General features: G+C 68.2%; 17 protein-coding genes and 1 pseudogene. 11 read left to right on the top strand and 7 right to left on the bottom strand.

Going from position 1 to position 21,605, the window contains the following annotated elements; all coding sequences use genetic code 11:
• Nucleotides 1-56 precede the first annotated feature (56 nt).
• The 4 genes from GLO27_RS04045 to GLO27_RS04035 all read left to right on the top strand — a co-directional run bounded on the left by GLO27_RS04045 (nucleotide 57) and on the right by GLO27_RS04035 (nucleotide 3,354).
• Nucleotides 57-1,184 carry an extracellular solute-binding protein gene (locus tag GLO27_RS04045; RefSeq protein WP_243844727.1) on the top strand — a complete coding sequence of 376 codons (1,128 nt, stop codon included), beginning with the start codon at nucleotides 57-59 and terminating at the stop codon, nucleotides 1,182-1,184.
• Nucleotides 1,181-1,369 carry a hypothetical protein gene (locus tag GLO27_RS19730; RefSeq protein ID WP_243844726.1) on the top strand — a complete coding sequence of 63 codons (189 nt, stop codon included), beginning with the start codon at nucleotides 1,181-1,183 and terminating at the stop codon, nucleotides 1,367-1,369. The genes GLO27_RS04045 and GLO27_RS19730 overlap by 4 nt, the downstream gene beginning before the upstream one ends.
• A gap of 90 nt (nucleotides 1,370-1,459) precedes the next feature.
• Nucleotides 1,460-2,437, top strand: a complete 978-nt coding sequence (locus GLO27_RS04040) for a sugar ABC transporter permease (protein ID WP_029259541.1) — start codon at nucleotides 1,460-1,462, stop codon at nucleotides 2,435-2,437.
• The gene (locus GLO27_RS04035; RefSeq protein WP_029259542.1) at nucleotides 2,434-3,354 is read left to right on the top strand and encodes a carbohydrate ABC transporter permease; all 921 of its coding nucleotides are present in this window, start codon (nucleotides 2,434-2,436) and stop codon (nucleotides 3,352-3,354) included. Before GLO27_RS04040 ends, GLO27_RS04035 begins: the two co-directional genes overlap by 4 nt.
• A 390-nt stretch (nucleotides 3,355-3,744) precedes the next feature.
• Here the strand turns inward: GLO27_RS04035 and GLO27_RS04025 are convergent, their stop codons facing one another.
• Nucleotides 3,745-8,928, bottom strand: a complete 5,184-nt coding sequence (locus GLO27_RS04025) for an endo-alpha-N-acetylgalactosaminidase family protein (RefSeq protein WP_167253721.1) — start codon at nucleotides 8,926-8,928, stop codon at nucleotides 3,745-3,747.
• Nucleotides 8,929-9,157: 229 nt separating this feature from the next.
• Entirely contained in the window at nucleotides 9,158-11,023 is a 1,866-nt protein-coding gene (locus GLO27_RS04020) for a beta-galactosidase family protein (RefSeq protein ID WP_208323524.1), read from the bottom strand.
• A gap of 94 nt (nucleotides 11,024-11,117) precedes the next feature.
• Here GLO27_RS04020 and GLO27_RS04015 point away from each other — a divergent pair, with 94 nt between their 5' ends.
• The 3 genes from GLO27_RS04015 (at nucleotide 11,118) to GLO27_RS04005 (ending at nucleotide 14,197) form a co-directional block, all read left to right on the top strand.
• Nucleotides 11,118-12,149, top strand: coding sequence for a substrate-binding domain-containing protein (locus GLO27_RS04015; RefSeq protein WP_167253719.1), 1,032 nt, complete (start codon nucleotides 11,118-11,120; stop codon nucleotides 12,147-12,149).
• Between the two features lie 76 nt (nucleotides 12,150-12,225).
• The gene (locus GLO27_RS04010) at nucleotides 12,226-12,678 is read left to right on the top strand and encodes a PH domain-containing protein (protein WP_167253717.1); all 453 of its coding nucleotides are present in this window, start codon (nucleotides 12,226-12,228) and stop codon (nucleotides 12,676-12,678) included.
• Nucleotides 12,656-14,197 carry a PH domain-containing protein gene (locus tag GLO27_RS04005; RefSeq protein WP_347878390.1) on the top strand — a complete coding sequence of 514 codons (1,542 nt, stop codon included), beginning with the start codon at nucleotides 12,656-12,658 and terminating at the stop codon, nucleotides 14,195-14,197. Before GLO27_RS04010 ends, GLO27_RS04005 begins: the two co-directional genes overlap by 23 nt.
• Here the strand turns inward: GLO27_RS04005 and GLO27_RS04000 are convergent.
• Nucleotides 14,160-14,627: pseudogene (locus GLO27_RS04000) on the bottom strand (DUF2231 domain-containing protein); the annotation flags it as partial. The gene GLO27_RS04005 and the pseudogene GLO27_RS04000 sit on opposite strands and share 38 nt — an antisense overlap.
• Nucleotides 14,628-14,697: 70 nt before the next feature.
• On the opposite strand from GLO27_RS04000, the gene GLO27_RS03995 reads away from it, so the two are divergent.
• From GLO27_RS03995 to GLO27_RS03985, 3 genes are all read left to right on the top strand, one after another.
• Entirely contained in the window at nucleotides 14,698-15,204 is a 507-nt protein-coding gene (locus GLO27_RS03995) for a sigma-70 family RNA polymerase sigma factor (RefSeq protein ID WP_167253713.1), read from the top strand.
• A complete protein-coding gene (locus GLO27_RS03990; protein ID WP_167253711.1) occupies nucleotides 15,201-15,887 on the top strand; it encodes a zf-HC2 domain-containing protein in 687 nt (228 codons plus the stop codon). Before GLO27_RS03995 ends, GLO27_RS03990 begins: the two co-directional genes overlap by 4 nt.
• A gap of 65 nt (nucleotides 15,888-15,952) precedes the next feature.
• Complete coding sequence (locus GLO27_RS03985; RefSeq protein WP_021199187.1) at nucleotides 15,953-16,477, top strand: hypothetical protein; 525 nt, start codon at nucleotides 15,953-15,955, stop codon at nucleotides 16,475-16,477.
• A gap of 26 nt (nucleotides 16,478-16,503) precedes the next feature.
• Here GLO27_RS03985 and GLO27_RS03980 read toward each other — a convergent pair whose 3' ends face one another.
• From GLO27_RS03980 to purM, 3 genes are read right to left on the bottom strand one after another with little or no spacing between them, the layout of a single operon-like run.
• A complete protein-coding gene (locus GLO27_RS03980) occupies nucleotides 16,504-17,832 on the bottom strand; it encodes an MFS transporter (protein ID WP_167253709.1) in 1,329 nt (442 codons plus the stop codon).
• Entirely contained in the window at nucleotides 17,829-19,301 is a 1,473-nt protein-coding gene (purF, locus tag GLO27_RS03975) for an amidophosphoribosyltransferase (RefSeq protein ID WP_021199189.1), read from the bottom strand. Before purF ends, GLO27_RS03980 begins: the two co-directional genes overlap by 4 nt.
• Nucleotides 19,302-19,307: 6 nt before the next feature.
• Nucleotides 19,308-20,438, bottom strand: coding sequence for a phosphoribosylformylglycinamidine cyclo-ligase (gene purM, locus GLO27_RS03970; protein ID WP_167253708.1), 1,131 nt, complete (start codon nucleotides 20,436-20,438; stop codon nucleotides 19,308-19,310).
• A gap of 86 nt (nucleotides 20,439-20,524) precedes the next feature.
• On the opposite strand from purM, the gene GLO27_RS03965 reads away from it, so the two are divergent.
• Nucleotides 20,525-21,130 carry a zinc-binding alcohol dehydrogenase gene (locus GLO27_RS03965; RefSeq protein WP_167253707.1) on the top strand — a complete coding sequence of 202 codons (606 nt, stop codon included), beginning with the start codon at nucleotides 20,525-20,527 and terminating at the stop codon, nucleotides 21,128-21,130.
• Nucleotides 21,131-21,274: 144 nt separating this feature from the next.
• On the opposite strand, the gene GLO27_RS03960 is transcribed toward GLO27_RS03965, so the two are convergent.
• Nucleotides 21,275-21,589 (bottom strand): hypothetical protein, encoded by a 315-nt coding sequence (locus tag GLO27_RS03960; protein ID WP_021199192.1) that lies wholly within the window; start codon nucleotides 21,587-21,589, stop codon nucleotides 21,275-21,277.
• Nucleotides 21,590-21,605: the final 16 nt, after the last annotated feature.

Here is a 21,605-nt window from a genome sequence, read left to right as displayed (position 1 = left end):
GCGTCACCCCCGCCCAGGGCGATCCGCAGGAACATGACCTCAAAGAGGAGAACAGCATGGCAATCACCCCTCGCTTCACCCGCACCGCCGCGATCGTCGCGGTCGGCGCGGTGTCGGCCTTCGGCCTCGCAGCCTGCTCATCCGGCGACTCCGGTGACAGTGGCGCCAGCGGCGAGCCCATCACGATCGAGTACCTGCACCGCCTGCCCGACGGCGAGGGCATGACCCCCGCCTCCGAGATCGTCGACCGCTGGAACGCCGAACACCCCGACATCCAGGTGAAGGCGACGAAGTTCGACGGCAAGTCGAGCGACATGATCCTCAAGCTCGAGACCGACGTGAAGGCCGGCAACGGACCCTGCCTCGCGCAGACGGGCTACTCGGAGGTCCCTCAGCTGTTCGTCAAGGGACTGCTGCAGGACGTCGCGGACGAGGCGAAGAAGTACGAGGACGACTTCTCGGCCGGTGCGTTCAGCGGCATGAAGGTCGGCGACGCCATCGTGGGCCTCCCGCAGGACACCGGGCCCCTCGTCTACTTCTACAACGAGGCCGAGTTCACGGCGCTGGGCCTCGACGCCCCGAAGACGCTCGACGACCTCACGGCCGACTCCGCCGCAGCGGCCGCCGCCGGCAAGTACGTCACCGCGTTCACACCGGATGAGGCTCAGAACTGGCTCTCCGCCCAGTCGGCCGCGGCCGGCGACACCTGGTTCAGCACCGCCGGCGACGAGTGGAAGGTCGACGCCGAGGGCGCAGGCTCCGAGCGCGTCGCCGCGTTCTGGCAGGGCCTGCTCGACGGCAAGCAGACGTTGGCGACCGAGCGCTGGGGTGAGGGCTTCACCGCCGCGCTCAACGAAGGCAGCCTCATCGGCCACGTCGGAGCCGCGTGGGAGGCCGGGTTCCTCCTCGATTCGCTCGACGGCACACCGGCCGAAGGGCAGTGGCGCGTCGCCCAGCTTCCCGACTTCGGCGCGGGTGCCATGAGCGGCCCTGACGGCGGTTCCGGCGTCTCGGTGATGAAGGGCTGCGAATACCCCGCCGAAGCGATGGAGTTCAACGACTGGTTCAACACGCAGGTCGACGACCTCGCATCGCAGGGCCTCGTCGTCGCCGCCAAGGGCGACGTGGAGACCCCGAGAAGATGCTCCGCCAGTTCGGCGGTCAGAATGTGCTCGCCGAATTGAGCACGGCCACCGAGAATCTGAACCCCGACTTCCCCTACGCACCGGGCTTCTCGACGCTGTCGAAGATGAACGAGACCGCCGCTGCGGCCGTCGCCGGCACGGCATCGGTGGCCGACATCTTCACCACCGCGCAGGACACCGCCGTCTCCTCCCTGAAGGACCTCGGCCTCCCGGTCGCAGAGTGAGTCGACGAGAAGGCATCATCGGATGATCGACGGCGGAGTGCACGCGCAATCGTGCACTCCGCCGTCGTCTTGACCTCGAGAGGCGACACCATGGTCACAGTGACCGAAACGCGAGGTGCGGCACCGGCGCCGACATCGCGCATCCCCGCGGATCCCACCCGCCGGCGCCGGTTCGGGACCCGACGCGAAGGTCTCACCGGATGGCTGTTCATGGCGCCGTTCGCGGTGCTGTTCGTGCTGGTCTTCCTGGTGCCGATCATCGTGTCGATCCGCTCGTCGTTCTTCGCGCAGGTGCCGTCAGGAGACGGACTCTACGGCGGCGGCGAACTCGTCGACACGTTCGTCGGTCTCGAGAACTTCGTCACCGCCGCGACCAACGGCGCGTTCTGGACGGGCATGGGTCGCGTCGTCCTCTACGCCGCACTGCAGATCCCCGTGATGATCTTCGTCGCGCTCGGCCTCGCCCTGCTGCTGGACTCGTTCATCGTGCGCCGTCCCACGCTCTTCCGGCTCTCGTTCTTCCTCCCGTACGCGGTTCCCGGCATCATCGCGGCGATGATGTGGCTCTACCTCTACACGCCCGAGGTGTCGCCCTTCCTGCCCTTCCTCCCCGAAGGCACCGACTTCATGGCACCGGGCACGATCCTGTTCTCGATGGCGAACATGACGACGTGGACCTACACGGGCTACAACATGCTGATCTTCCTGTCGGCGCTGCAGGCTGTTCCGCGCGACCTCTATGAGGCGGCACGCCTCGACGGTGCATCCGGATTCCAGATCTCGATGCGCATCAAGGTACCGCTGGTGCGCGGGGCCGCATTGCTCGCCGTGCTCCTGTCGATCATCGGCACCATCCAACTGTTCAACGAGCCGGTGGTGCTGCAGGCCGCGAACTCGTGGATGGGCAAGGACTTCACCCCGATGATGCTCACCTACAACACGATGATGGGCGAGATCTCACCGTCCGGCAGCGGCCCGGCATCCGCTTACTCCCTGCTCATGGCTCTGATCGCGGGCGTGCTCGCGATCGTGTACGCGCTGCTGCAGCGCCGGAAGGGCGACGCATGACCACCACGCGCCTCATCACCACTGAGCCATCCACGCGCCGACGCCCCCGTCGCCCGCGCGACGTGGATGCTCCGCCGCCCTCGATCGCCCCGACCCCGGTCGCGCGCGCGTTCGGCATCATCGCGCTCGTGATCGCGACGCTGTACTTCCTGGTGCCGGTGTACTGGCTCATCGTCGCCTCCACGAAGAACAACACCGACCTCACCTCGACCTTCGGCTTCTGGTTCGCCGACTGGAACCTCGGCACCAACTACGACAGCCTGATGAACTGGACCCAGGGTCTGTTCTGGCGCTGGGTCGGCAACTCGATGCTCTACTCGGTGAGTGCGGGCGTCATCGGCACCCTGTTCGCCGTGATGGCCGGTTACGCGATCGCGAAGTTCGCGTTCCCCGGCAAGCGCATCGCCGTGGGCGTGATCATGGCCGGGCTCCTGCTCCCGGTGGCGCTGCTGACGGTGCCGCTGTACATCGAGTTCCAGGCGCTCGGACTGACCAACACCGTCTGGGCGATCATCATCCCCTCGGCGGTGTCTCCGTTCGGTGTCTTCCTCGGCATGGTCTACGCCCAGTCGTCGGTGCCGACCGAACTGCTCGAAGCAGCTCGCATCGACGGCGCCGGCGAGGCCCGCATCTTCTTCACGATCGTGATGCGCCTGCTGGGTCCGGCGATGGTGACGATCTTCCTGTTCATCTTCGTCGCGACGTGGAACAACTTCCTGCTTCCCCTCATGATGATCTCGAGTCAGGATCTGAAGCCCGTGACCCTCGGTCTCTACGGCATGGTGAGCTACTTCGCCCCGGACAAGGGTGCGGTCATGCTCGGCGCCCTGCTCGGCGTCATCCCGCTCGTGCTGCTGTTCTTCGCCCTGCAGAAGTACTGGCGTTCCGGTCTCGCCGCCGGCGCAGTCAAGGGCTGATCCCCCGTCTCATCCCTCACGTCCGCCCTCGGCCCATCGGCCGAGGGCGGACGTCTGCGCGCGGTGGATGTGCGGTGCTGCGTGGCTGCGGGGTGTGCGGGGGTTGCGGGGTGTGCGGGGGCTGCGGGGTGTGCGGCGTCGGAGGGCAAGCCGGGTCGGAGGCTCAGCGAGCGCACGGGAATCTGGCGAGCGCACGGAATCTCCACGCGTACAAGTCGTGCACTCGACAACGAGCCGTGCACTCGGCGGGGCGAGGGCGGGTGGGCGCGGGGCGGGCGGACGCGGGGCGGGCGGACGCGGGGCGGGGCGCGGGGCGGGCGGACGCGGGGTGGGGCGCGGTAGAGACGGCGAACGGCCCGGAGGAGCACTCCGGGCCGTTCGGGCGGTGCGTCAGCTCAGTCGGCGTCTCCGCAGCCAGAGGACGAGGCCGAGCGTGATCGCGGCCAGACCGGCGACCGCCGCCCCTGCCCAGATGGCTCCGTCTGCACCGGTCGTCGCGAGGCCACCGGCGCTAGCGGCAGCACCGGCCGTGACCGTGAGGTCCCCGCGCGCCAGCTCCACGCCCTGGGCGTCGGTCGCGACGAGAGCGTGGGCTCCAGCCGGCGTCGCTGCGGGAATCGAGACCGTGGCCACGGCGTCGCCGTCGGCGGACACCGTCACCTCGCCGATCCGCACCGGCTCGGAATGCAGCCACAGCTGCACCACCGCGTCCGGCTCGAACCCGCTCAGCTGCACGGTCAGACTCCCTCCCGCCACCACCGAGCCGATGGAGGCCGTGACGGTCGCCTTCTTCCCCGGCTTCGCCTTCTTGACCTTCAACGGAGCGCTGGCGAGTTCCGCACCGGACGCGTCCTGGACGATCACCCGGTGCTTCCCGAGCGAGGCGTCGGTGGGGATCAGCAGTCTCGTCGACAGCGCGCCCTTCTCATCGACCGTCGCATCCGTCAGCTTCGCGCCGTCGAGCCACACCGACACCGTCGAGCGCGGACCGAAGCCCGTGAGCGCGACACCCACCGTCTCCCCGGCGCGCACCGAGTCGGTGTCGAGACCGATCTTCGGATCGATAGCCGGGTTGCACGCGCTCAGGTCGTCGGCCGGACGCGTCGCGGGCGCATGGCCCGCCTGCGGAGCCGAGGAGCCGTAGACGGCCATCTCGGCCACCGAGGCGAACTGCGTCCCCGAGATCGATGAGGTCGCGGTGACCCGGATGTAGCGGGCTGTGGTCTCGGCGAAGTCCACGTCCTGCCAGTCGGCGAGGTTCTGCCACTCCCCCGACGTGACCGGCGTGTACGCCTGCCCGTCCGCGGAGACCGCGACCTCATAGCCCTTGATCGGCCCGTTCTGGTTCGCGTTGCGACGCAGGTACGAGATGCCGTCGATCTTCTCGGCGGCACCGAGATCGAAGGTCATCACGTGCGGATACGAGGTCGCGTCGACGCTCCACCGGCTGTGCCAGAAGGTGCCGGCGTTGCCGTCGATCATGTTGGCGGCGGCGCCGTCTTCACCGGCTGTCTCCTCGGAGCTCGCCGACACCGTGATCTGCGAGTTGGGGATGCGTGCCCGCGAGGACACCGACACCTCCTGCGTCGTGCGGACGGTGCGCACGTCGCAATCCGCGAGGTACGTCGCCGCGATCCCGATTCCGATGCCCGTACCGGCTGCGGCTGCCGGCGCGGTGATCAGCCACGTGGTGTCCACACTGTCCCCGGGAGCGACCGTCTCGAACAGGTTCGATGAGCCGTCGGCGACCTCAACCGCGTACCCCTCCGGCAGCTCGAGCTGCACGCCGATGTTCTCGACGGCGATGGACTCGCTGTTCGTGAAGGTGGTCGTGAACGCGGTCTGCGCACCGGGGCTCAGGACGCCCGCTTCGCCGGACACGGTCGCGCACGGGGTGCCGCCGGTGGTGGGACCGAGGTCGGTGACGGTGAAGTCGTCGAGCACGAAGTCCACTTCCGGCCCTCCCACCCGCTCGAGTCCCACCCAGGTGTAGTCGCCGCATCCGACGACGACGTCCTGCGAGAACTGTGCCGTCTCCAGCGCCTGGGTGATCCCCGTGCGGCTGAGCGTGGTCGACGTGACCTTGCCACCCGCCACGGAGTCGGTCCCGGTGAGCCAGCGATATGCGCCGCTCGCCCCGGCCTGGTAGTCGAAGCCGATCCGGTAGGAGTGCCCTGCCTGCAACGGCACGAGCGTCGGGTCGGTGCGATAGATCAGACCGCTGTACTCCGAGTTCGACATCAGCGAGTGATCCCCCGACAGGGTGGAGTCGACCGCGAGCCCGGCCAGTGCCCCCGAGTCGAACGGGATGGCGGTGTTCCGCCATTCGCTCGTCGTGTAGGGCTCGTTGCGGCGCGAGATGCTCGTGCGGATGCCGCCGGGGTCGCCTGCGAAGACGAACGGCCCCCAGCCGGCCTGGTTGCCCTCGAAGTCGTTCGAGTAGACGGTGCCCTCGGCACGAGGCGAAGTCGTATCGCGCATGATGCGCGCGTTGTCGACCCGCACCTTCGGCTCACCCGCCACGGCGGACACGGAGACATCCACCTGACCGGACGCCGGTGCCAGGAAGGAGACCGATCCTCGCTGGTACCCCAACCCGGCCTTCGAGTCCGACACCATGCGGTTCTCCGTCGGGGAGAGGTTCCAGGTGGCCGGAACGACCCCGTTCCCCGTGTCGACCGCCACCGTGACGTCTCTCGTCGCCGTCGGCTCGATCTGCACCTGGGCCGAGAACGAGTACCGCTCTCCCGGCTTCAGGCCGGTGACGGTCTGGGTGATGGACGATGCGGCAGCGCCGAGCACAGCGATGTTGTCGCCGCGGGACTCGGTCTTCGCCGTTCCCTGATCTGTGCGCTCGATCGTCACCTCGCCTCGCGGGTTCCAGACGTCGAGCGAACCGGAGTTGAAACCCGGGTCGTCGAGACCGGCGTCGTGGTAGTCGACGGCTGCGCGCTGCGCCCCGCCCTGCGGCACCACGACATAGGCCGTGCCCTTGTCTCCCGTGAGCGTGAGCTCACCGCCCGTCGCGTTGACCGTGCCGACCTTGACGCGTCCCTGGTCGCCGAGCTCGAAGACGTCGAAGGCCGTGTTGCCGCGGAAAGCGTCGGTGAGACCGAACGTCTTCTCGCCGCCGGATGCGGAGTAGAAGTACATCTTGTCGGCGTCGACGGGCGACCCGGCCTCCTCGTTCGACTCCAGCGACTGCCACGGCAGCAGGTACGAGTCGCCTCGCAGCACCGTCGCCCCGTCCATCGTGACGACCCTGGTGCTTCCGTCCATGCGCACGGCGACGTCATCCGTCAGCGTCGCCTCCGCACCCGCCTCGTACGTGAGCAGATCGAAGTGCTGCAGGAACTTCGTCGGCAGGCTCTGCGTCCAGATGTTGCCCATGAAGCCGTCCCAGTTGCGGTTGCCCTGCCATCCCTCGGCGTCGATCAGCCGCTGCTGGCCCAACAGGGCGTCGTCGTTCCAGATGTCGGCCTGTCCGTTCTGGATGAAGCGCACCATGGTGGAGTTGATGCCCTTGTTGTCCTTGCCGCCGTAGGCGAGGTCGTTCGGCCAGTGCGACCAGACCGTGTTGTCGACGAACTTGTCGCCCCATTCGGTCGCGACTTCGAGGTCCATGCCGTTCAGCTCGTCCGCGAGCTCTTCGGCGACCCAGCCGTTGGAGTAGTAGACGTCGATGTAGACGCCGCTGAGCCCCGGTACCTCGTCACGCAGCTGCTGGAAACGATCGAGCACACGACCGGTGCCGAGGTCTGCCTGCTGGTTGATGTAGTACGACTGGTCGAGCCATGCCCACCCCTTCTTGTACGGGGCGTCGCCGTCGAGGATCGCCGGGTCGAAGGCGTTGGCCTGGGGGTAGATCTCCGTGGCGTTGACGTGCACGCTCATGTCGGCGTTGAGCTTCGCGCCCTCGTCGACGAGGGTGTTCAGGTCGTCGAGACCACCGGCACGCTCATTGTAGTTTCCGCCGTAGTCGGTGTTCGCCGAGTCGTGGCCCTCGCTGCCATAGCCCTTGTTGAGCACCCACTGGCCGAGGCCGTCGGTCTGGTTCGCGATGCGCTTGGTGTTGTCGAGCACGAGGTCGAAGTAGTTCGTCGCACTGGACGCGAAATTGAAGGGGATGCGGCTGACGACACGCTCCGCGACCCGGTCGGCACCGAGACGCGGGGTGTCGACCTCGCGATAGCGGATCGCCGCGTCCTGCCAGTCGACGGTCGCGTCGCCGTTGCGGTCGGCGGCGAGGAGGACGGTGATCTGGGGCAGGGCGTAGGTGGTGACGCGGCTGTCGACGGCGGTGGTGGGGTGAACCAGCCAGGCGCTGGATCCGATCTCGGCCGTGCGCCCCGATGCCTCGGTCACGCGCGTGGTCAGGCGGGTGTTCCAGGAGGCGTTCCCCCCGGAGGCCTGGGTCGTCGCATTGGTGATCACGCTGCCGACCAGCGCTCCGTTGCCGAGGAACGCGAATGCCGCCCCTTTCTGGCCGGTCGCCGTGGATGCGTTCACCGCGATGTGCTCGTCGGCGTTCTTGGTGCTGTCAGGACTGATCACGGTGCGATCCAGCGTCGCCCCGCCGTCCGCAGCGCTCGCGGAGAGGAACGCGTTGTCCGGGAGCCCGAGCGTGGTCACGGTCGCCGAGCCTTCGACGGCTGTGACCTCGAACCCGACGGTGCCGTTCTTCGCGACGCGGATGCTGCTGCGCACCGTGACGTCGATGCCGGTGAGCTTCGACACGTAGTCGACTCCGGTCGCGGAGGAGGTCGAGGTGGTCTCCGACGGGTAGCTCGTCCCGTTCACGGACCAGGTCTTCGCGGAGGTGCGCTGCCCGGTGATGCTGTCGTCCCCCACCCGGTACTCGGCGATGCGGGGGAACTCGGTCGAGACGACCGCAGTCGTGCCGCCGTCGGCGATCTCGACCTTCTCGTCGGTGTCGGGGACCTCCGGCTCGGTGACGATGGGAGGCAGCTCCTGGTCCGACAGGATCTCGATCTCACCCCCACCGGCACCATTGCCGGTCATGTCCTGCGCATCGATGATCAGCAGCGCGACGTACCGACCCTCGACCGCGGTGTCGAGCGAGATGCGCTGCTTCTCACTGTTCGACGTCGGCGCGTGCAGGGTCGCCGTCGCGACCGCGGCCCCCCACCCGCCGTCCGCCGGCGAGAGGGTGGCAGCCTGGGCGTCGTCGGTCACGTAGACCTCGACATTCTTCGCGTCGATCCGCTGTCCGAGCTTGCCCGAGTAGTCGAGCGCCTTGACGGAGACGGAGCGCTGGAGGTCGATGGACAGCCAGTGCGGGAACGGCGCCTTCTCCGTGTAGCGCGAGACCCACTGCGTACCGAAATCACCATCGAAGGCGGCGAGCGCCGTGCCGTCGACCGATGGCGGAGCCGGGTAGGGGTCCGATTCGCTCGACACCCCGTGCAGGCGGTAGTCGGTCTTGGGGACGGGGATCAGATCGGCAGCCTGCGCAGCCGGCGCCTGGATGAGCACGCCGCCGAACGCGAGCGCCGTCGCCAGCAGGGAGCTGAGGGCAACGGCCGCGCGGGGCGGTCGGGAAGGTTTCGACACGTCTTGCCTCTCGGTCGGAGCGACGTCCGGGAGCACAGACGCCCCGATGCGTCGCAGATGATCATCGATGACACACCTCGATGTTTGCGCTATCACAATATGCAGACGGAGTCCGGTATATCAAGGCTCTGTTGTAAGCGAGCGCAAACATTGGCCAAAGGTCATCCGCCACAGACGAGAAGAGCCGCCCCGCGCACACGGTGCGAGGCGGCTCTTCTGACGTTCCGGCTCAGGAGCCGATGAACTCCTCGGTCTCTCCGAAGGAGGGCTCCTCACGGATCTCGACCTTCGCTCCAAGGCCATCGGTATCGAGCACCACGATCTCGTTGCGGCCGACCTTCCAGAGCGGTGCCGGCGCGTAGAGCGTCTCCTGCGGTCCGACTTTCCAGTACCGCCCCAGGAGGAACCCGTTCAGCCAGACCATCCCCTTCGATCCCGCGGGGAACGCCAGCCAGGCATCGAGCGGCTCGGCGACGTCGAACGAGGCGACGGCGAGGCCGTCGGAGGCGTCCGCCGGCAAGCCGGAAGCCGCCGAGCGGGGAGTCGCCAAGTGGGTAGTCGCCGAATGCGCGGTCACGGCAGGAGCATCCTGCGGGATGAGGCGATGCGTCCACCCGTTGACGAGCCGGCGGCCGATCATCACGCCGCGCATGATGCCCTTGCCCTCACCCGTGTACGGACCGTAATTGATGCGCCCGAGACTCTCGACCACGATCGTGAGCCGCCCGGCGCCGCCGCCTACGGGCAGGGAGAGCGAGGTATCGCCATCGCGCTCGAGCACGCCGAGCCGCAGCCCGTCGAGGGACACCACGGCACGGTCATGCAGTCCGTCGATCGTGAGCACGGCCTCGGCCGGAAAAGACACGTCCGCCTGATACGCGACCAGACCGTCTTCAGCACCGAGCTCTTCGAACGTGCGCGGTCGCGGCGAGACGTCCCCGGTCACGGGGAGAGTCGCGATCAGCTCCCCCAGCGAAACCCGTGGTTCGAGCGGTGCGGTCGCGGCGCTCTGCCGCTGCGGATCGGCGGGGATCGGAGGGAGCTCACCCGCATGGAACGGCGCGAACATCGACCGCAGCGCATGGAACTTCTCGTTCAGCGTGCCGTCTTCGCCGATCGGTGCATCCGAGTCGTAACTGGTGACCGTCGGCTGCAGCACCTGGTCATGGTTCGCCCCGTTCCAGAGGCCGAAGTTCGTGCCGCCGTGCGCCATGTAGAGGCTCACGGATCCGCCCGCAGCCAGCAACTCCGCGATCGTGCCGCCGGTGCTCGCGGCGGAGCGCACGTGGTGCCGTTCGCCCCAGTGGTCGAACCAGCCGCCCCACAGCTCGCTGCACATGAGCGCATCGCCCTCGCGACGCAGCTCGACCGCCCGCGCGACGCCGGTACCGAAGGTGAAGGTCGCCATCGCACCCGGAACACTGCCGTGCTCGATCATGTCGCCGGTGATGCCGTCGGCGGTCGTGAGCATCTCGACCATCCCGCGGCGACGGAGCCCATCGCGCAGGTGTGCGAGGTAGGCGGAATCGCTGCCGAACGAGCCGTACTCGTTCTCGATCTGGATCGCGACGATCGGTCCGCCGTGCGCCGCCTGCAGAGGGGCGAGGCGGGGGATCAGCGCGTCGTACCACGCGTCGACCGCCGCGAGGAAGTCGGCGTCGCTGGTGCGCAGTGCCGTGACCCGCCCCGACAGCCAGAACGGGATGCCGCCGTTGGACCACTCGGCGCAGATGTAGGGACTGGGCCGGAGGAAGACATCGAGTCCGACGTCTCCGGCGAGGCGGATGAAGCGCTCGATGTCGCGCCACCCGTCGAAGTGCGCATCGCCCTCGACGCGCTCATGGAAGTTCCAGGCGACATACGTGTCGACCGTGTTCGCGCCCATCGCGGCGAGCCGACGGAGGCGGTCCTCCCACTGGTCGGGATGGACGCGGAAGTAGTGGATCGAGCCCGCCAGGATGCGGTGGGCGACGCCGTCGCGGAGAATCTCCCCGTCACGCCAGGTCAAGGTGGGCGCGCCGATCGGCGACGCGGCGGCCGGGGCGTCGACGGCGACGGAAGAGTCGTCGAGAGCCGAGGCGAGAAGGTCAGGCATAGCGCTCCAAGCACGAGTGTTTGCGTTCACATTATCGCATCACACGACTCGCCGCCTCCTGGATTCACGCCGATTGATCGCTACCATTGAGCACATGTCACCTCGTCGCCCGAGAGACGACCGCGCCCCCAGCCAGGTCGATGTCGCCCAGCTCGCCGGAGTCTCCACGCAGACCGTCTCGCGCGTCATGTCCGGGCAGGACAACGTGCGCCCCGACACCGCCAGGCGCGTGCTCGCAGCGGTCGAAGAGCTCGGCTATCGCGTGCACGCCGCCGCCGCATCCCTCGCCTCCGGCCGCACCCGTGTGCTCGGTGTGATCGTCGTCTCGACCGACCGATACTCGTCAGCGGCCCTCGGTGTCGGCATCCAGCAGGCGGCTGCGGCGAACGGATACACCGTCTCGACGGCGGCCGTCGCCGACCATGCGTCGGCCGAGGCGTTCCTGGAGGCCTTCGACCGGCTGGAGCGTCAGGGCGCGGAAGGCATCATCCTCGGGGTGCCGGTCGAGCTCGAGAGTCCGGCCATGCGGGCGCGCACCGAACGCACCCCCGCAACCCGCAGCGAGCGCACCTCTCTCGACGAAGACGCCCCGCTCGCCGTCGACCAGCGCGCGATCGCGCGTCTCGCCGTCGAGCACCTGCTCGATCTCGGGCACAAGACCGTCTGGCACGTCTCCGGTGACGACTACTGGACCGAGACGCAGCAGCGCAGCGAGGCGTGGGAACAGACGCTCCGCGACCGCGGAATCGTTCCCCCGCCGCTGATCCCCGCCGACTGGACGCCCGAGTCGGGCTACCGCGCCGGTCGCACGATCGCGGCCATCCCCGAGGCCACGGCCGTGTTCGTCAGCAGCGACGAGATGGCGTTCGGACTGATCCGCGCGCTGCACGAGGCCGGTCGCAGCGTTCCCGACGACGTCTCGGTGGTGAGCGTCGACGACATCGCCCTCGCCGCCTACGCCTCCCCCGCGCTCACCACGGTCCGCCAACCCTTCGAGGCGATGGGCCGCGCGGCCGCGCTCCGGGTGATCGCTCAGATCGAGGGACACGATGCGGTCGGCGAGATGCCCTCCACCGCCCCTCAGCTCATCGTGCGCTCGTCCACCGCACCGCCGCGCTCCGCGTAGCGCCAGGCGCATCCGCGACCTCCTCCCACCCGCCTCATCGCGAGACAGAACTCATCGCGAGACCGAAAGCGAATTGATGCAACTGGCACCGAAGGCCGTGGTCGTCGCCGTTCTGCGGAGCGCAATACTCTGGGCGATACTCCTCATCGCTGCAGTCGGGCTCGTGCTCGGCATCCCTGCGATGCGGATCCCCATCGTCTTCGCGGTCCTCGGACTCGCCGTAGTCGTCGCGCTCATCGAGCTCACCTGGCTGACGCCGGCTGCTGCGCGGAGCTTTCGATACTCCGTCTCATCTGACGGGATCCATACCTCGGAGGGCGTCGTCTTCCAGCGAGAGAACTTCTTGCCGATGCAGCAGATCCTGATCGTCGAGCGGCGCCAGGGACCGATCATGCGGTCCGTCGGGCTCGTGAAGGTCCGATTGCGGGTTCCCGGGTCGTACGTCGACATCGACGGTGTCACCGACGACGCCTTCATCGATCTGCAACGCGAAGTCCGATCGGCCCATGCTCCCGATGCTCATGGTTAGAAGGAACAGCCGCGTCATGATCGCGATCGTCGGTGTTCGCGCCCTCCTCGGCGGCATCGTCGGCACCGCCGTCTCCCTTCTCATCAGCGCACTGGTCGGCAAGCCCGTGCCACTCGTGGTGTATCTGATCCTGCTCGTCGGGTTCGTCGTGCGACTCGTCTTCGCGGTTGCCGAGTGGCGGAGCACGACGTATCAGCCCCTCGAATCCGAGCTCACGTACCGGTCAGGTTATGTCAGCTCGAGTTCGCTGCAGGTGCCCTGGTCGAGTGTGCGGGGCGTCTATGTCGAAACCCCCTGGCTTCTGCGCCTGTTCGGGCGATCCGAACTCCGAGTCGCCCACGGTACGGGGCAGGCGAACGACATCCATTTCAGAGCACTCACCCCTGCGGCGATCGCAGAACTCCGCACCCATATCGAAAGCTCCCGCGAGACGGGCGCCCGCGATGTCGACTTCTTCGACGACAGGGAGGAGTTCACGGGCGCCGAGATCTGGCTGTACGCCTTCACGCATTCGCGGTGGTACGTCATCTTCCCCCTCGCCATCGCCGCGATCGGATTGCTCTCGCAGTTCTTGGAACGCGACATCATTCAGACTTCCCTCTTTCTCTGGGAACGACTGATCCGGTTGCCGGTCGCGATGATGGTGGTCGCCCTGGCAGGCACGTGTGCGCTGGCGATCGCGACAGGGGTCATCTCCAGGATGGTGGAGATGTCGAACTTCCGGATCCGGCGGACGGCGGAACTGATCGAGACCCGACAGGGACTGCTGTCGACCAGGACGCGCACGATCGATTGCGCTGACATCACCCTGCTCGATCTGCAGCAGCCCGTTCTGTTTCGTCTGGCTCATCGCAGCATCGTGCGCGTGTCGGGCGGATCGGGTGAGGGAGACCCACTGAACTTCTTGTCTCCTCATGCCACGGCCCGAGAAGCGACTTCAGCGATTCAGAGTGTCTTCCCGAATCATCGGCAGGGCACACTCATCGCGCGGTCGAGGCTCTTCGGCGTGATCGCCATCGGTGCGATCTGGATCGGGGCGATCATCATCGTCCAGTCGTTGATCGGAGCGGCGTGGTCGGTGGTAGCAGGCACAGCTCTGATCATCGTCATCGCGTTGTGGAGCGTGCGCGCACCGTCCCGGTTCTTCCTCTCACCCGACGGGGTCGTGGAGATCCATCGAGGAATCCTGTTCCGTAGGCGGCTTCTCTTCCGAGCTTCTTCGATCCTTCACTACGAATCCGTCGTCAGCCCCGTGGGCCGATGGCTCCCTGCGAACACGATGAAGGTCACCGTTGCCGACAGAGGCACACGAGAGATCTCGATGAGGGCTGTCCCACTGAGAGAGCTACGCGCGTTGGTCCAGGCGCTGACCCAGCTGAAGAGCGTGGGGACATATCGATACAGCCGGATTCCCGACGTGACCGAAGACACGACAGACGACGTCACCGCCGCCCCTCCGACGTCGACAGAAGCTGTTCTCACCCGCCCCACACCGCCCGGGCGCCGGCCTCGCCGATAAGCACGACCATGACCGTGCTCCCTGCGCCGCTCACCACGGCCAATGCGGCCAGAATCATGCGCGCTGTCCTGCGAGGCCCCTCGGTGAAGCGGTACCAGCACCACTGCACCGCGGCGACGACGAACATCGCCAGCGCCCATGGCCACAGGAGCCCGCCGAGAGCCGCATGATGGACGACGGCCGGCACCGGTCCCACCTGCTGCGCCAACGCCTCACCCGCGAGCATCGTGATGGGCACGAGCACCAGCACGGCCAGCGCGGCGATCGGTGTGACGACGCCGAGCCTCTTGCGCGCGGCGGGCAGGAAGGCGCCGAGGATCAGTGCCAGCGCCGTGAGCGGCACGAGGATGACCACCGCGTGGACGATGAGCGGATGCAGCGGGAGGCCGTCGATCTCGAAGAGGTCCATACTCAGGACACGGGATGACATCGCGCGAGGTTCAGATGAACTTCTCGCCCGGCTGTCTCGTGTCTTCGGAGAGGACCGAAGGAGGTGGCGGATGCCGAAGGATGATGCGGCGCGTCTCGGCGCGCTCTACGACGCGCATGCGGCACCGATCTGGCGCTATGTCGTGCACCTCACCGGGGATCGAGCGGGTGCCGACGACGTGGTCCAGGAGACGCTGCTGCGCGCCTGGCGCACTCCGCGGATCCTCGCCGAGGATCCGGAATCGACACGATCCTGGATGTACACGGTCGCCCGACACCTGGTCGTGGACGAGGTGCGCAGCGCCCACCACCGCCGGGAGATCACGACGGATGAACCCCCAGACTCCGCCATGCGAGACGCGACAGACGCCATCTTCGATGCGATCCTCATCGAAGAGGCGCTCTCGGCCCTCTCCGAGGCGCATCGCGAGGTCGTGATCCGCGCGTACTACCGAGGGCTCACCGTGTCGGAGATCTCCGACGAGCTGACGATCCCGGAGGGAACCGTGAAGTCGAGGCTGCACTACGGCCTGCGCGCGCTGCGTCTCGGGCTGCAGGAGAAGGGAGTGACGCGATGAACGCCGACCACGGGCGCTATGCCGACGGGGATGCCGCCTACGTACTCGGAGCTCTCAGCGCCGCCGATCGCGCCGAATACGAGGCGCACCTCTCGCAGTGCGCCGAGTGCCGCGCGGCCATCGCCGAGATCACGCCGATCCCCGGCCTGCTCTCCCGGGTACCCCCCGAGCGGGCGGAATCGCTGCTGCAGGCAGCGGGTGTCGAGACTCCGGCCCCGGAGCACCGCGCGCGCGTGCTGTCCCTGGCCACCGAGCGCGCCCGACGCCGTCGCCGTGCGCGGATCGTCGGCATCGCCGCAGCCGCCGCGATCGTGGTGGCCACCGTGGCGGTGCCCGTGATCTCTACTCTGCGTCCACCGTCGACCACGATCGCGCTCGAGCAGCTTCGAGACGCGCCGCTGACCGCATCCGTCAGCCTCACCGATGTCGCCTGGGGAACCCGACTCGACATGATCTGCGACTATGGCAGCGGCGACGCGCCCGCGGATGGATGGGCCTACGCGCTGGTGGTGGTGAGCGACGACGGCACCGAGAGCGTGCTGTCGACCTGGCGCGCGTACCCCGGAACCACGGCGCGCCTGAGCGCCGGCACCGAACTCCCGGCGTCCGACATCGCCGCCGTCGAGATCCGTGCCGTCGACTCCGGAACCGTGCTGATGCGATCGGCGCTCGACGGACCCTGAACCTTTCCCCGTCGCCTCTCGTGTACCCCATGACCGCACCCGCGGTCCTGCACAGGAGGTTCACCATGCTCTCGAGAGTCTCGAAGACCGCGGCCGTCGCCGCGCTGCTCATGACGTTCGTCGTCGCCGGCTGCACGTCGACCGGCGGAAGCTCCGGCGGTGGGGCGCAGGACACGGGCGGCGCCTACGGCCAGTCCTCCGGATCTAGCGCCCCCACCTCGGGATCGTCGTCCGGCTCAGGCACTCTGATGACCGCGGACTCGGATCTCGGCGAGATCGTCGTCGACGCCGACGGGAAGACGCTCTACATGTTCGACAACGACACGCAGGGCTCGGGGAAGAGCTCGTGCACCGGCGAGTGCCTGACGAACTGGCCGCCGCTGACCGTCGAGAGCGACGCGCCGGCCGTCGAAGGCGTGACCGGCGAAGTCGGCACCATCACCACGGCCGACGGCTCCACTCAGGTGACCCTCAACGGCTGGCCGCTTTACTACTTCGCCGGTGATGCCGCCGCAGGAGACGTCAACGGTCAGGGCGTCGGCGGCATCTGGTGGGTGCTCTCCCCCGCCGGGGAACGCATGGCCGAGTGACGTCGCGCAGGCGCCGGCCCACGGTGTCACCAGCGACCGTGCCGGTGCTCCCACTCGTCCTCGACCGTGCGGCGCCGCCCCGCGACGATGCCGGCGGGGATCGCGACGATCAGCACACCCGCGATGACGAGCAGCGGAATCCGCCAGCCCGCGGTCGTCTCGTGCAGCAGTCCGACCAGCAGGGGGAAAGTCGCCGCGATGGCGTAGCCGATGCTCTGCACGAAGCCGCTCAGCGCCACTGCGCTCTCCGGAGTGCGGGCGCGGATGCTGAGCAGCACCAGACTCAGAGGGAACATGATGGCTGTGAGGCCGAAGATGCTCACCCACAGCGGCAGGGCCACGGTCGGCGCGAACAGGAAGCCGGCGAGCCCCACCAGCCCTCCGCCGACCGCGACGAAGAAGAGCGGGCGCGTCGCCTGGAAGCGCACGACGAGGATCGGCACGAGCAGCGAGCACGGGAGACCGATCAGCGCGAAGAGGGAGAGCAGGAAGCCCGCGGTCGCCGGAGTGACGTCACCGATGTCCACGAGCATGGTCGGCATCCATGCGAACGAGACGTACGCCATGGTCGACGACGCCCCGAAGACGATCGCGAGCGCCCAGGCGAGCGGAAGCCGCCACAGCCGGGCGAAGTACCGGCGGTTCGCAGGGGTGGTCGAGATCGGACCGGTCGCGACGGCCACCGCATCCTGCACGTCGTCGACGCCGTCGGTCGGGTCGGGGGCCAGGAGCTCGTTCTTCACCGGATCGCGATTCACCGGCTCGACCGCCCGCGAGCCGTTCTTCAGCAGCAGTGCCACCCAGGGCACCAGCGCGATACCCGCGACGATGCCCCACATCCCCAGCGACACCCGCCAGCCGAGAGAGTCGGCCACCGGCACGGCGACCAGCGGAGGCAGGAACGTCGACACCGCCATCGTGGTCGAGTAGATGGTCATCATCACCCCGAGCCGATCCGGGAAGTACTTCTTCACCAGCGGCGGGAGGAGCACGTTGCCCGAGCCGACGCCCGCGAACACGACCGCGGTGGCCGCGAGCAGAGTCGTCGAATCGAACGCGAGGCCGCGCAGCAGCAGGCCCAGAGCCATGAGCGTGATCGCGGCGACCGCCATCCGCTCCAGGCCGAATCGACGCTCGAACAGCGGCGTGAGCAGACCGAAGATCGCGAAGCAGACCGGCGGTGCGGCACCGATGAGGCCGACGACGACCGGCGAGACCGAGAAGTCCTCGGCGACGTGGTCGATGACCGGAGACAGGGAGGCGACCGCCGAGCGCAGCGAGAACGCCACCAGGACGATCCCCACGAGTGCGAGAGCCCGACCCTGCCAGAGCGGTCGCGCACTCGGCATCGTCATGAGGTCTGTGACCCCTCCACCCAGGCCAGGTATTCATCCGAGACGGTGCCGGTCACGTACCGGCCGTCGAAGCAGCTCATGTCGAGATCGGTGAGCGCCGAGCCCTCGATGATCGCGGCCTTGAGGTCTTCGACCTCCTGGTAGACCAGGTGATCGCACCCGAGCTCCTCGGCGATCTCGGGGATCGTGCGCCCGTGCGCGATGAGCTCGTGGCGCGACGGCATGTTGATGCCGTACACGTGCGGGTGCCGCACGGGAGGCGCAGCAGAAGCGAAGGTCACCGAGGCGGCGCCGGCATCGCGCGCCATCTGGATGATCTCCTTGGAGGTGGTGCCCCGCACGATCGAGTCGTCGATCAGGAGCACGTTCTTGCCCTGGAACTCGGTCGACATGGCGTTGAGCTTCTGGCGCACGCTCTTCTTGCGCACCGCCTGTCCCGGCATGATGAAGGTGCGGCCGACGTAGCGGTTCTTGTAGAAGCCCTCGCGGTACTCGATGCCGAGCTTGCGGGCGACCTCCATCGCCGCAGGGCGCGACGAGTCGGGGATCGGCATGACCACGTCGATCTTGTCCATCGGCACGTGCTTGGCGATCGTGTCGGCGAGCCGGTCGCCCATGCGCAGACGAGACTCGTACACCGAGATGCCGTTCATGACGGAGTCGGGACGGGCGAGGTAGACGTACTCGAAGGCGCACGGTGCGAGAGTGGCGGCCGTGGCGCACTGCTTCGAGAACAGCTCTCCGTCGTTGGTGATGAAGATCGCCTCGCCCGGCTCGACCTCGCGCACGACGTCGTAGTCGCCGTTCTCGAGCACGAGCGACTCGCTCGCGACGACCCACTCGTCCTTGCCCTCGGCGCCGGGGACGGTCGAGGGACGACGACCCAGGATCAGCGGACGGATGCCGAACGGGTCACGGAAGGCGAGCAGTCCGTAGCCGGCGATGACGGCGATCACGGCGTAGGCGCCTTCGATGCGCTCGTGCGTGCGCGCCACGGCCTCGAACACCCGCTCGGGGTCGAGGTCGACGGTCGAGGTCGTGTTCTGCAGCTCGCCGGCGAGCACGTTGAGCAGCAGCTCGGTGTCGCTGGAGGAGTTGAGGTGGCGGCGATCGCGCTTGGCCATGTCGGCCGTGAGCTCACGCGTGTTGGTGAGGTTCCCGTTGTGGATGAGGATGATGCCGTACGGCGCGTTCACGTAGAACGGCTGCATCTCCTCTTCGTTCGAGGCCGTGCCCTTGGTGGCGTAGCGCACGTGGCCGAGACCCACGTTGCCGAGCAGGGCTCGCATGTCGCGGGTGCGGAACGCCTCGCGGACCATTCCCTGCGCCTTGGCGTTGTGCATCACGCCGTTCGCCTCGGCGGTGGCGATTCCCGTCGCATCCTGGCCGCGGTGCTGCAGCAGCAGGAGTGCGTCGTAGATGTCCTGATTGACCGGGGCAGAGCCCACCATTCCGACGATGCCGCACATGGGCTCTTACTTCGCTCCGTCCGCGTAGGCGCCGACCAGGCGCACTGCTCCACCGTCGACGCCCTTGGCGCCCTGTTCGAACTCGCCGGCCGGACGCGGCCCGAAGCCGACGGTCCCGACCTGCCACGAGGGCATGCCCTCGGCGTTCAGCGCCGCGATCGCGGCATCCTTCTTCTCCGCGGCGACCACGGCGAGGAAGCCGATGCCGAGGTTCCAGGTGCCCTCCGCCGACTCCAGCGTGGACCCGGCGATATCGCTGAGCACGCGGAAGACCGGGCTCGGCGACCAGCTGCTGCGGTCGACCTCGACCCAACTGCCCTGCGGGAGCACGCGCGCGAGGTTCGCCGCGATGCCTCCGCCGGTGACGTGGCTGAGGGCGTGCACGCCGCCGGTTCCCGTGGAGCCGCCGAGCTGCTCGATCAGACGAAGCAGCGGCAGCGTGTAGAGGCGGGTCGGCTCGAGGAGCGCTTCACCCCAGGTCGTGCCGAAGTCGGCGGCGTTGTCGCCGTAGCCGATGCCCGCGCGGGTCACGATGTGACGAACCAGGGAGTAGCCGTTGGAGTGCAGTCCGCTGGAGGCGACCGCGATCACCGTGTCGCCGTCCTGCACGAGTTCCGCGCCGAGGATCGCATCGGCCTCGACCACTCCGGTCGCGGCTCCCGCCACGTCGTAGTCGCGGGGGCCGAGCAGGCCCGGGTGCTCCGCGGTCTCTCCGCCGACCAGCGCGGTGCCGGTGGCCGAGCATGCCTGGGCGATGCCGCGGACGATGTCGGCGATCCGCTCCGGGACGACCTTGCCGCACGCGATGTAGTCGGTCATGAAGAGCGGCTTGGCGCCCACCACGACGATGTCGTCGACGACCATGCCGACCAGATCCTGCCCGATCGTGTCGTGCTTGTCGATCGCCTGCGCGATCGCGACCTTCGTGCCGACGCCGTCGGTGCTGGTCGCGAGCAGCGGGCGACGGAAGTCGCGCAGCGCGCTGGCATCGAACAGGCCGGCGAAACCGCCGACACCGCCGAGCACTTCGGGACCGTGCGTCGCGCGCACGGAAGACTTCATCAGCTCGACGGCGAGATCACCTGCAGCGGTGTCGACGCCGGCTTCGGAATAGGGATTGGTGGGGGAGGCAGCCACATCTCCAGCCTACCGCCCGCGGCCGGTCCGACTCTCCGCGAAGTCGGACCTCGGATCCGGAGCCCCGAGCCGCCTACGATGGGGCCATGGCCGACAAGCCGCAGTGGCTCATCCGCGAAGACGCGAGCGTACCCGTGCTCGTCGCGCTCGCACTGCGGCAGCGCCTCGGCATCCGGGTTCCGGAGGACCTGCCGAGCCTCCGCGAACTCGCCGTCCGCGCGCCGGATGCCGTCGACGTCTCCCCCACGATCGAGGCCCAGTGGCGCGACTACTGGGACATGACGGTCGAGCCGCGCGCGCATCCTTCCGACGTGCCACTCGAGCTCATCGACGGGTTCGACACCCTGGTCGCCCTGCCCGCCCACGGTGCGGAGGAGCTCACAGCGGCCATCGCCCCGCAGGCGACGTCGGCTCTGCTCTACGCGCGCGCCGCGCACGACCGCTACGTGAGTTCGATGAAGAGCCACACCGGAGGCGACGCATACCGCGCCTATGCGAGTGCGATCGCGGAGTTCGAGCGCGAAGTCGGCCGACGCGCGCACTCGTTCGAGCTCAACGTGCAGGTGCTGCCGTTCTCGCAGCGCGGCATCTGGTGGATCGGGGCGCTCACGGTGGCGGTGACCGACGGTCTGCGCCGCGACGTCGTGGCGTTCGACGCCGCGATCCGTCCGGTGATCGCCGAGCTGGCCTAGCCCCCGCAGCTTCCGGGATCCACCGTCCCCGCGAGTGCACGGATTGCTTGCGAGTGCACGGGATAGCTGCGCAAAGAAGCCGTGCACTCGGCGATACGCCGTGCACTCGGCGGTACGCCGTGCACTCGGCGGTAGGTGAAGGGGTCAGTCCTCGTCGACGACGGTTTCGCGGTCGACCCGGACGACGCGGTCGTGACGGCGGGCGATGCGCTCCAGGATCAGACCGGTGACGCCGCCGAGCGCGATGCCGATCGGCACCGTCCACAGCAGCAGGAAGCCGAACACCTGACCGGGCGGGTAGACGACGTCGAGGGCCTGCGACTCGTCGAAGCTGCCGGTCCAGGTGAGGATGCCGGCGGCGATCACGCCGACCACGACGCCGATGCCCATGAGCACGCCGTACCGCGGCACACGGCGCACGGTCGCTTCGACGGTCTGGTGGGAATCGGTGGGGGCCATGCATCCATTGTCCCAC

The sequence above is a fragment of the Microbacterium sp. Be9 genome (assembly GCF_011754135.1).
Lineage (GTDB): Bacteria > Actinomycetota > Actinomycetes > Actinomycetales > Microbacteriaceae > Microbacterium > Microbacterium maritypicum_A.
The sequence above is the reverse complement of the archived record's forward strand: the minus strand, read 5'-3'. Positions and strand labels throughout refer to the sequence as shown.

Bases quoted from the DNA above. Each gene is read 5' to 3' on its own strand.
- GLO27_RS04045 (WP_243844727.1), top strand. From the start codon at position 57: ATGGCAATCACCCCTCGCTTCACCCGCACCGCCGCGATCGTCGCGGTC.
- GLO27_RS04040 (WP_029259541.1), top strand. From the start codon at position 1,460: ATGGTCACAGTGACCGAAACGCGAGGTGCGGCACCGGCGCCGACATCG.
- GLO27_RS04035 (WP_029259542.1), top strand. From the start codon at position 2,434: ATGACCACCACGCGCCTCATCACCACTGAGCCATCCACGCGCCGACGC.
- GLO27_RS04020 (WP_208323524.1), bottom strand. From the start codon at position 11,023: ATGCCTGACCTTCTCGCCTCGGCTCTCGACGACTCTTCCGTCGCCGTC.
- GLO27_RS04015 (WP_167253719.1), top strand. From the start codon at position 11,118: ATGTCACCTCGTCGCCCGAGAGACGACCGCGCCCCCAGCCAGGTCGAT.
- GLO27_RS04010 (WP_167253717.1), top strand. From the start codon at position 12,226: ATGCAACTGGCACCGAAGGCCGTGGTCGTCGCCGTTCTGCGGAGCGCA.
- GLO27_RS04005 (WP_347878390.1), top strand. From the start codon at position 12,656: ATGCTCCCGATGCTCATGGTTAGAAGGAACAGCCGCGTCATGATCGCG.
- GLO27_RS03995 (WP_167253713.1), top strand. From the start codon at position 14,698: ATGCCGAAGGATGATGCGGCGCGTCTCGGCGCGCTCTACGACGCGCAT.
- GLO27_RS03990 (WP_167253711.1), top strand. From the start codon at position 15,201: ATGAACGCCGACCACGGGCGCTATGCCGACGGGGATGCCGCCTACGTA.
- GLO27_RS03985 (WP_021199187.1), top strand. From the start codon at position 15,953: ATGCTCTCGAGAGTCTCGAAGACCGCGGCCGTCGCCGCGCTGCTCATG.
- GLO27_RS03980 (WP_167253709.1), bottom strand. From the start codon at position 17,832: ATGACGATGCCGAGTGCGCGACCGCTCTGGCAGGGTCGGGCTCTCGCA.
- purF (WP_021199189.1), bottom strand. From the start codon at position 19,301: ATGTGCGGCATCGTCGGAATGGTGGGCTCTGCCCCGGTCAATCAGGAC.
- GLO27_RS03965 (WP_167253707.1), top strand. From the start codon at position 20,525: ATGGCCGACAAGCCGCAGTGGCTCATCCGCGAAGACGCGAGCGTACCC.
- GLO27_RS03960 (WP_021199192.1), bottom strand. From the start codon at position 21,589: ATGGCCCCCACCGATTCCCACCAGACCGTCGAAGCGACCGTGCGCCGT.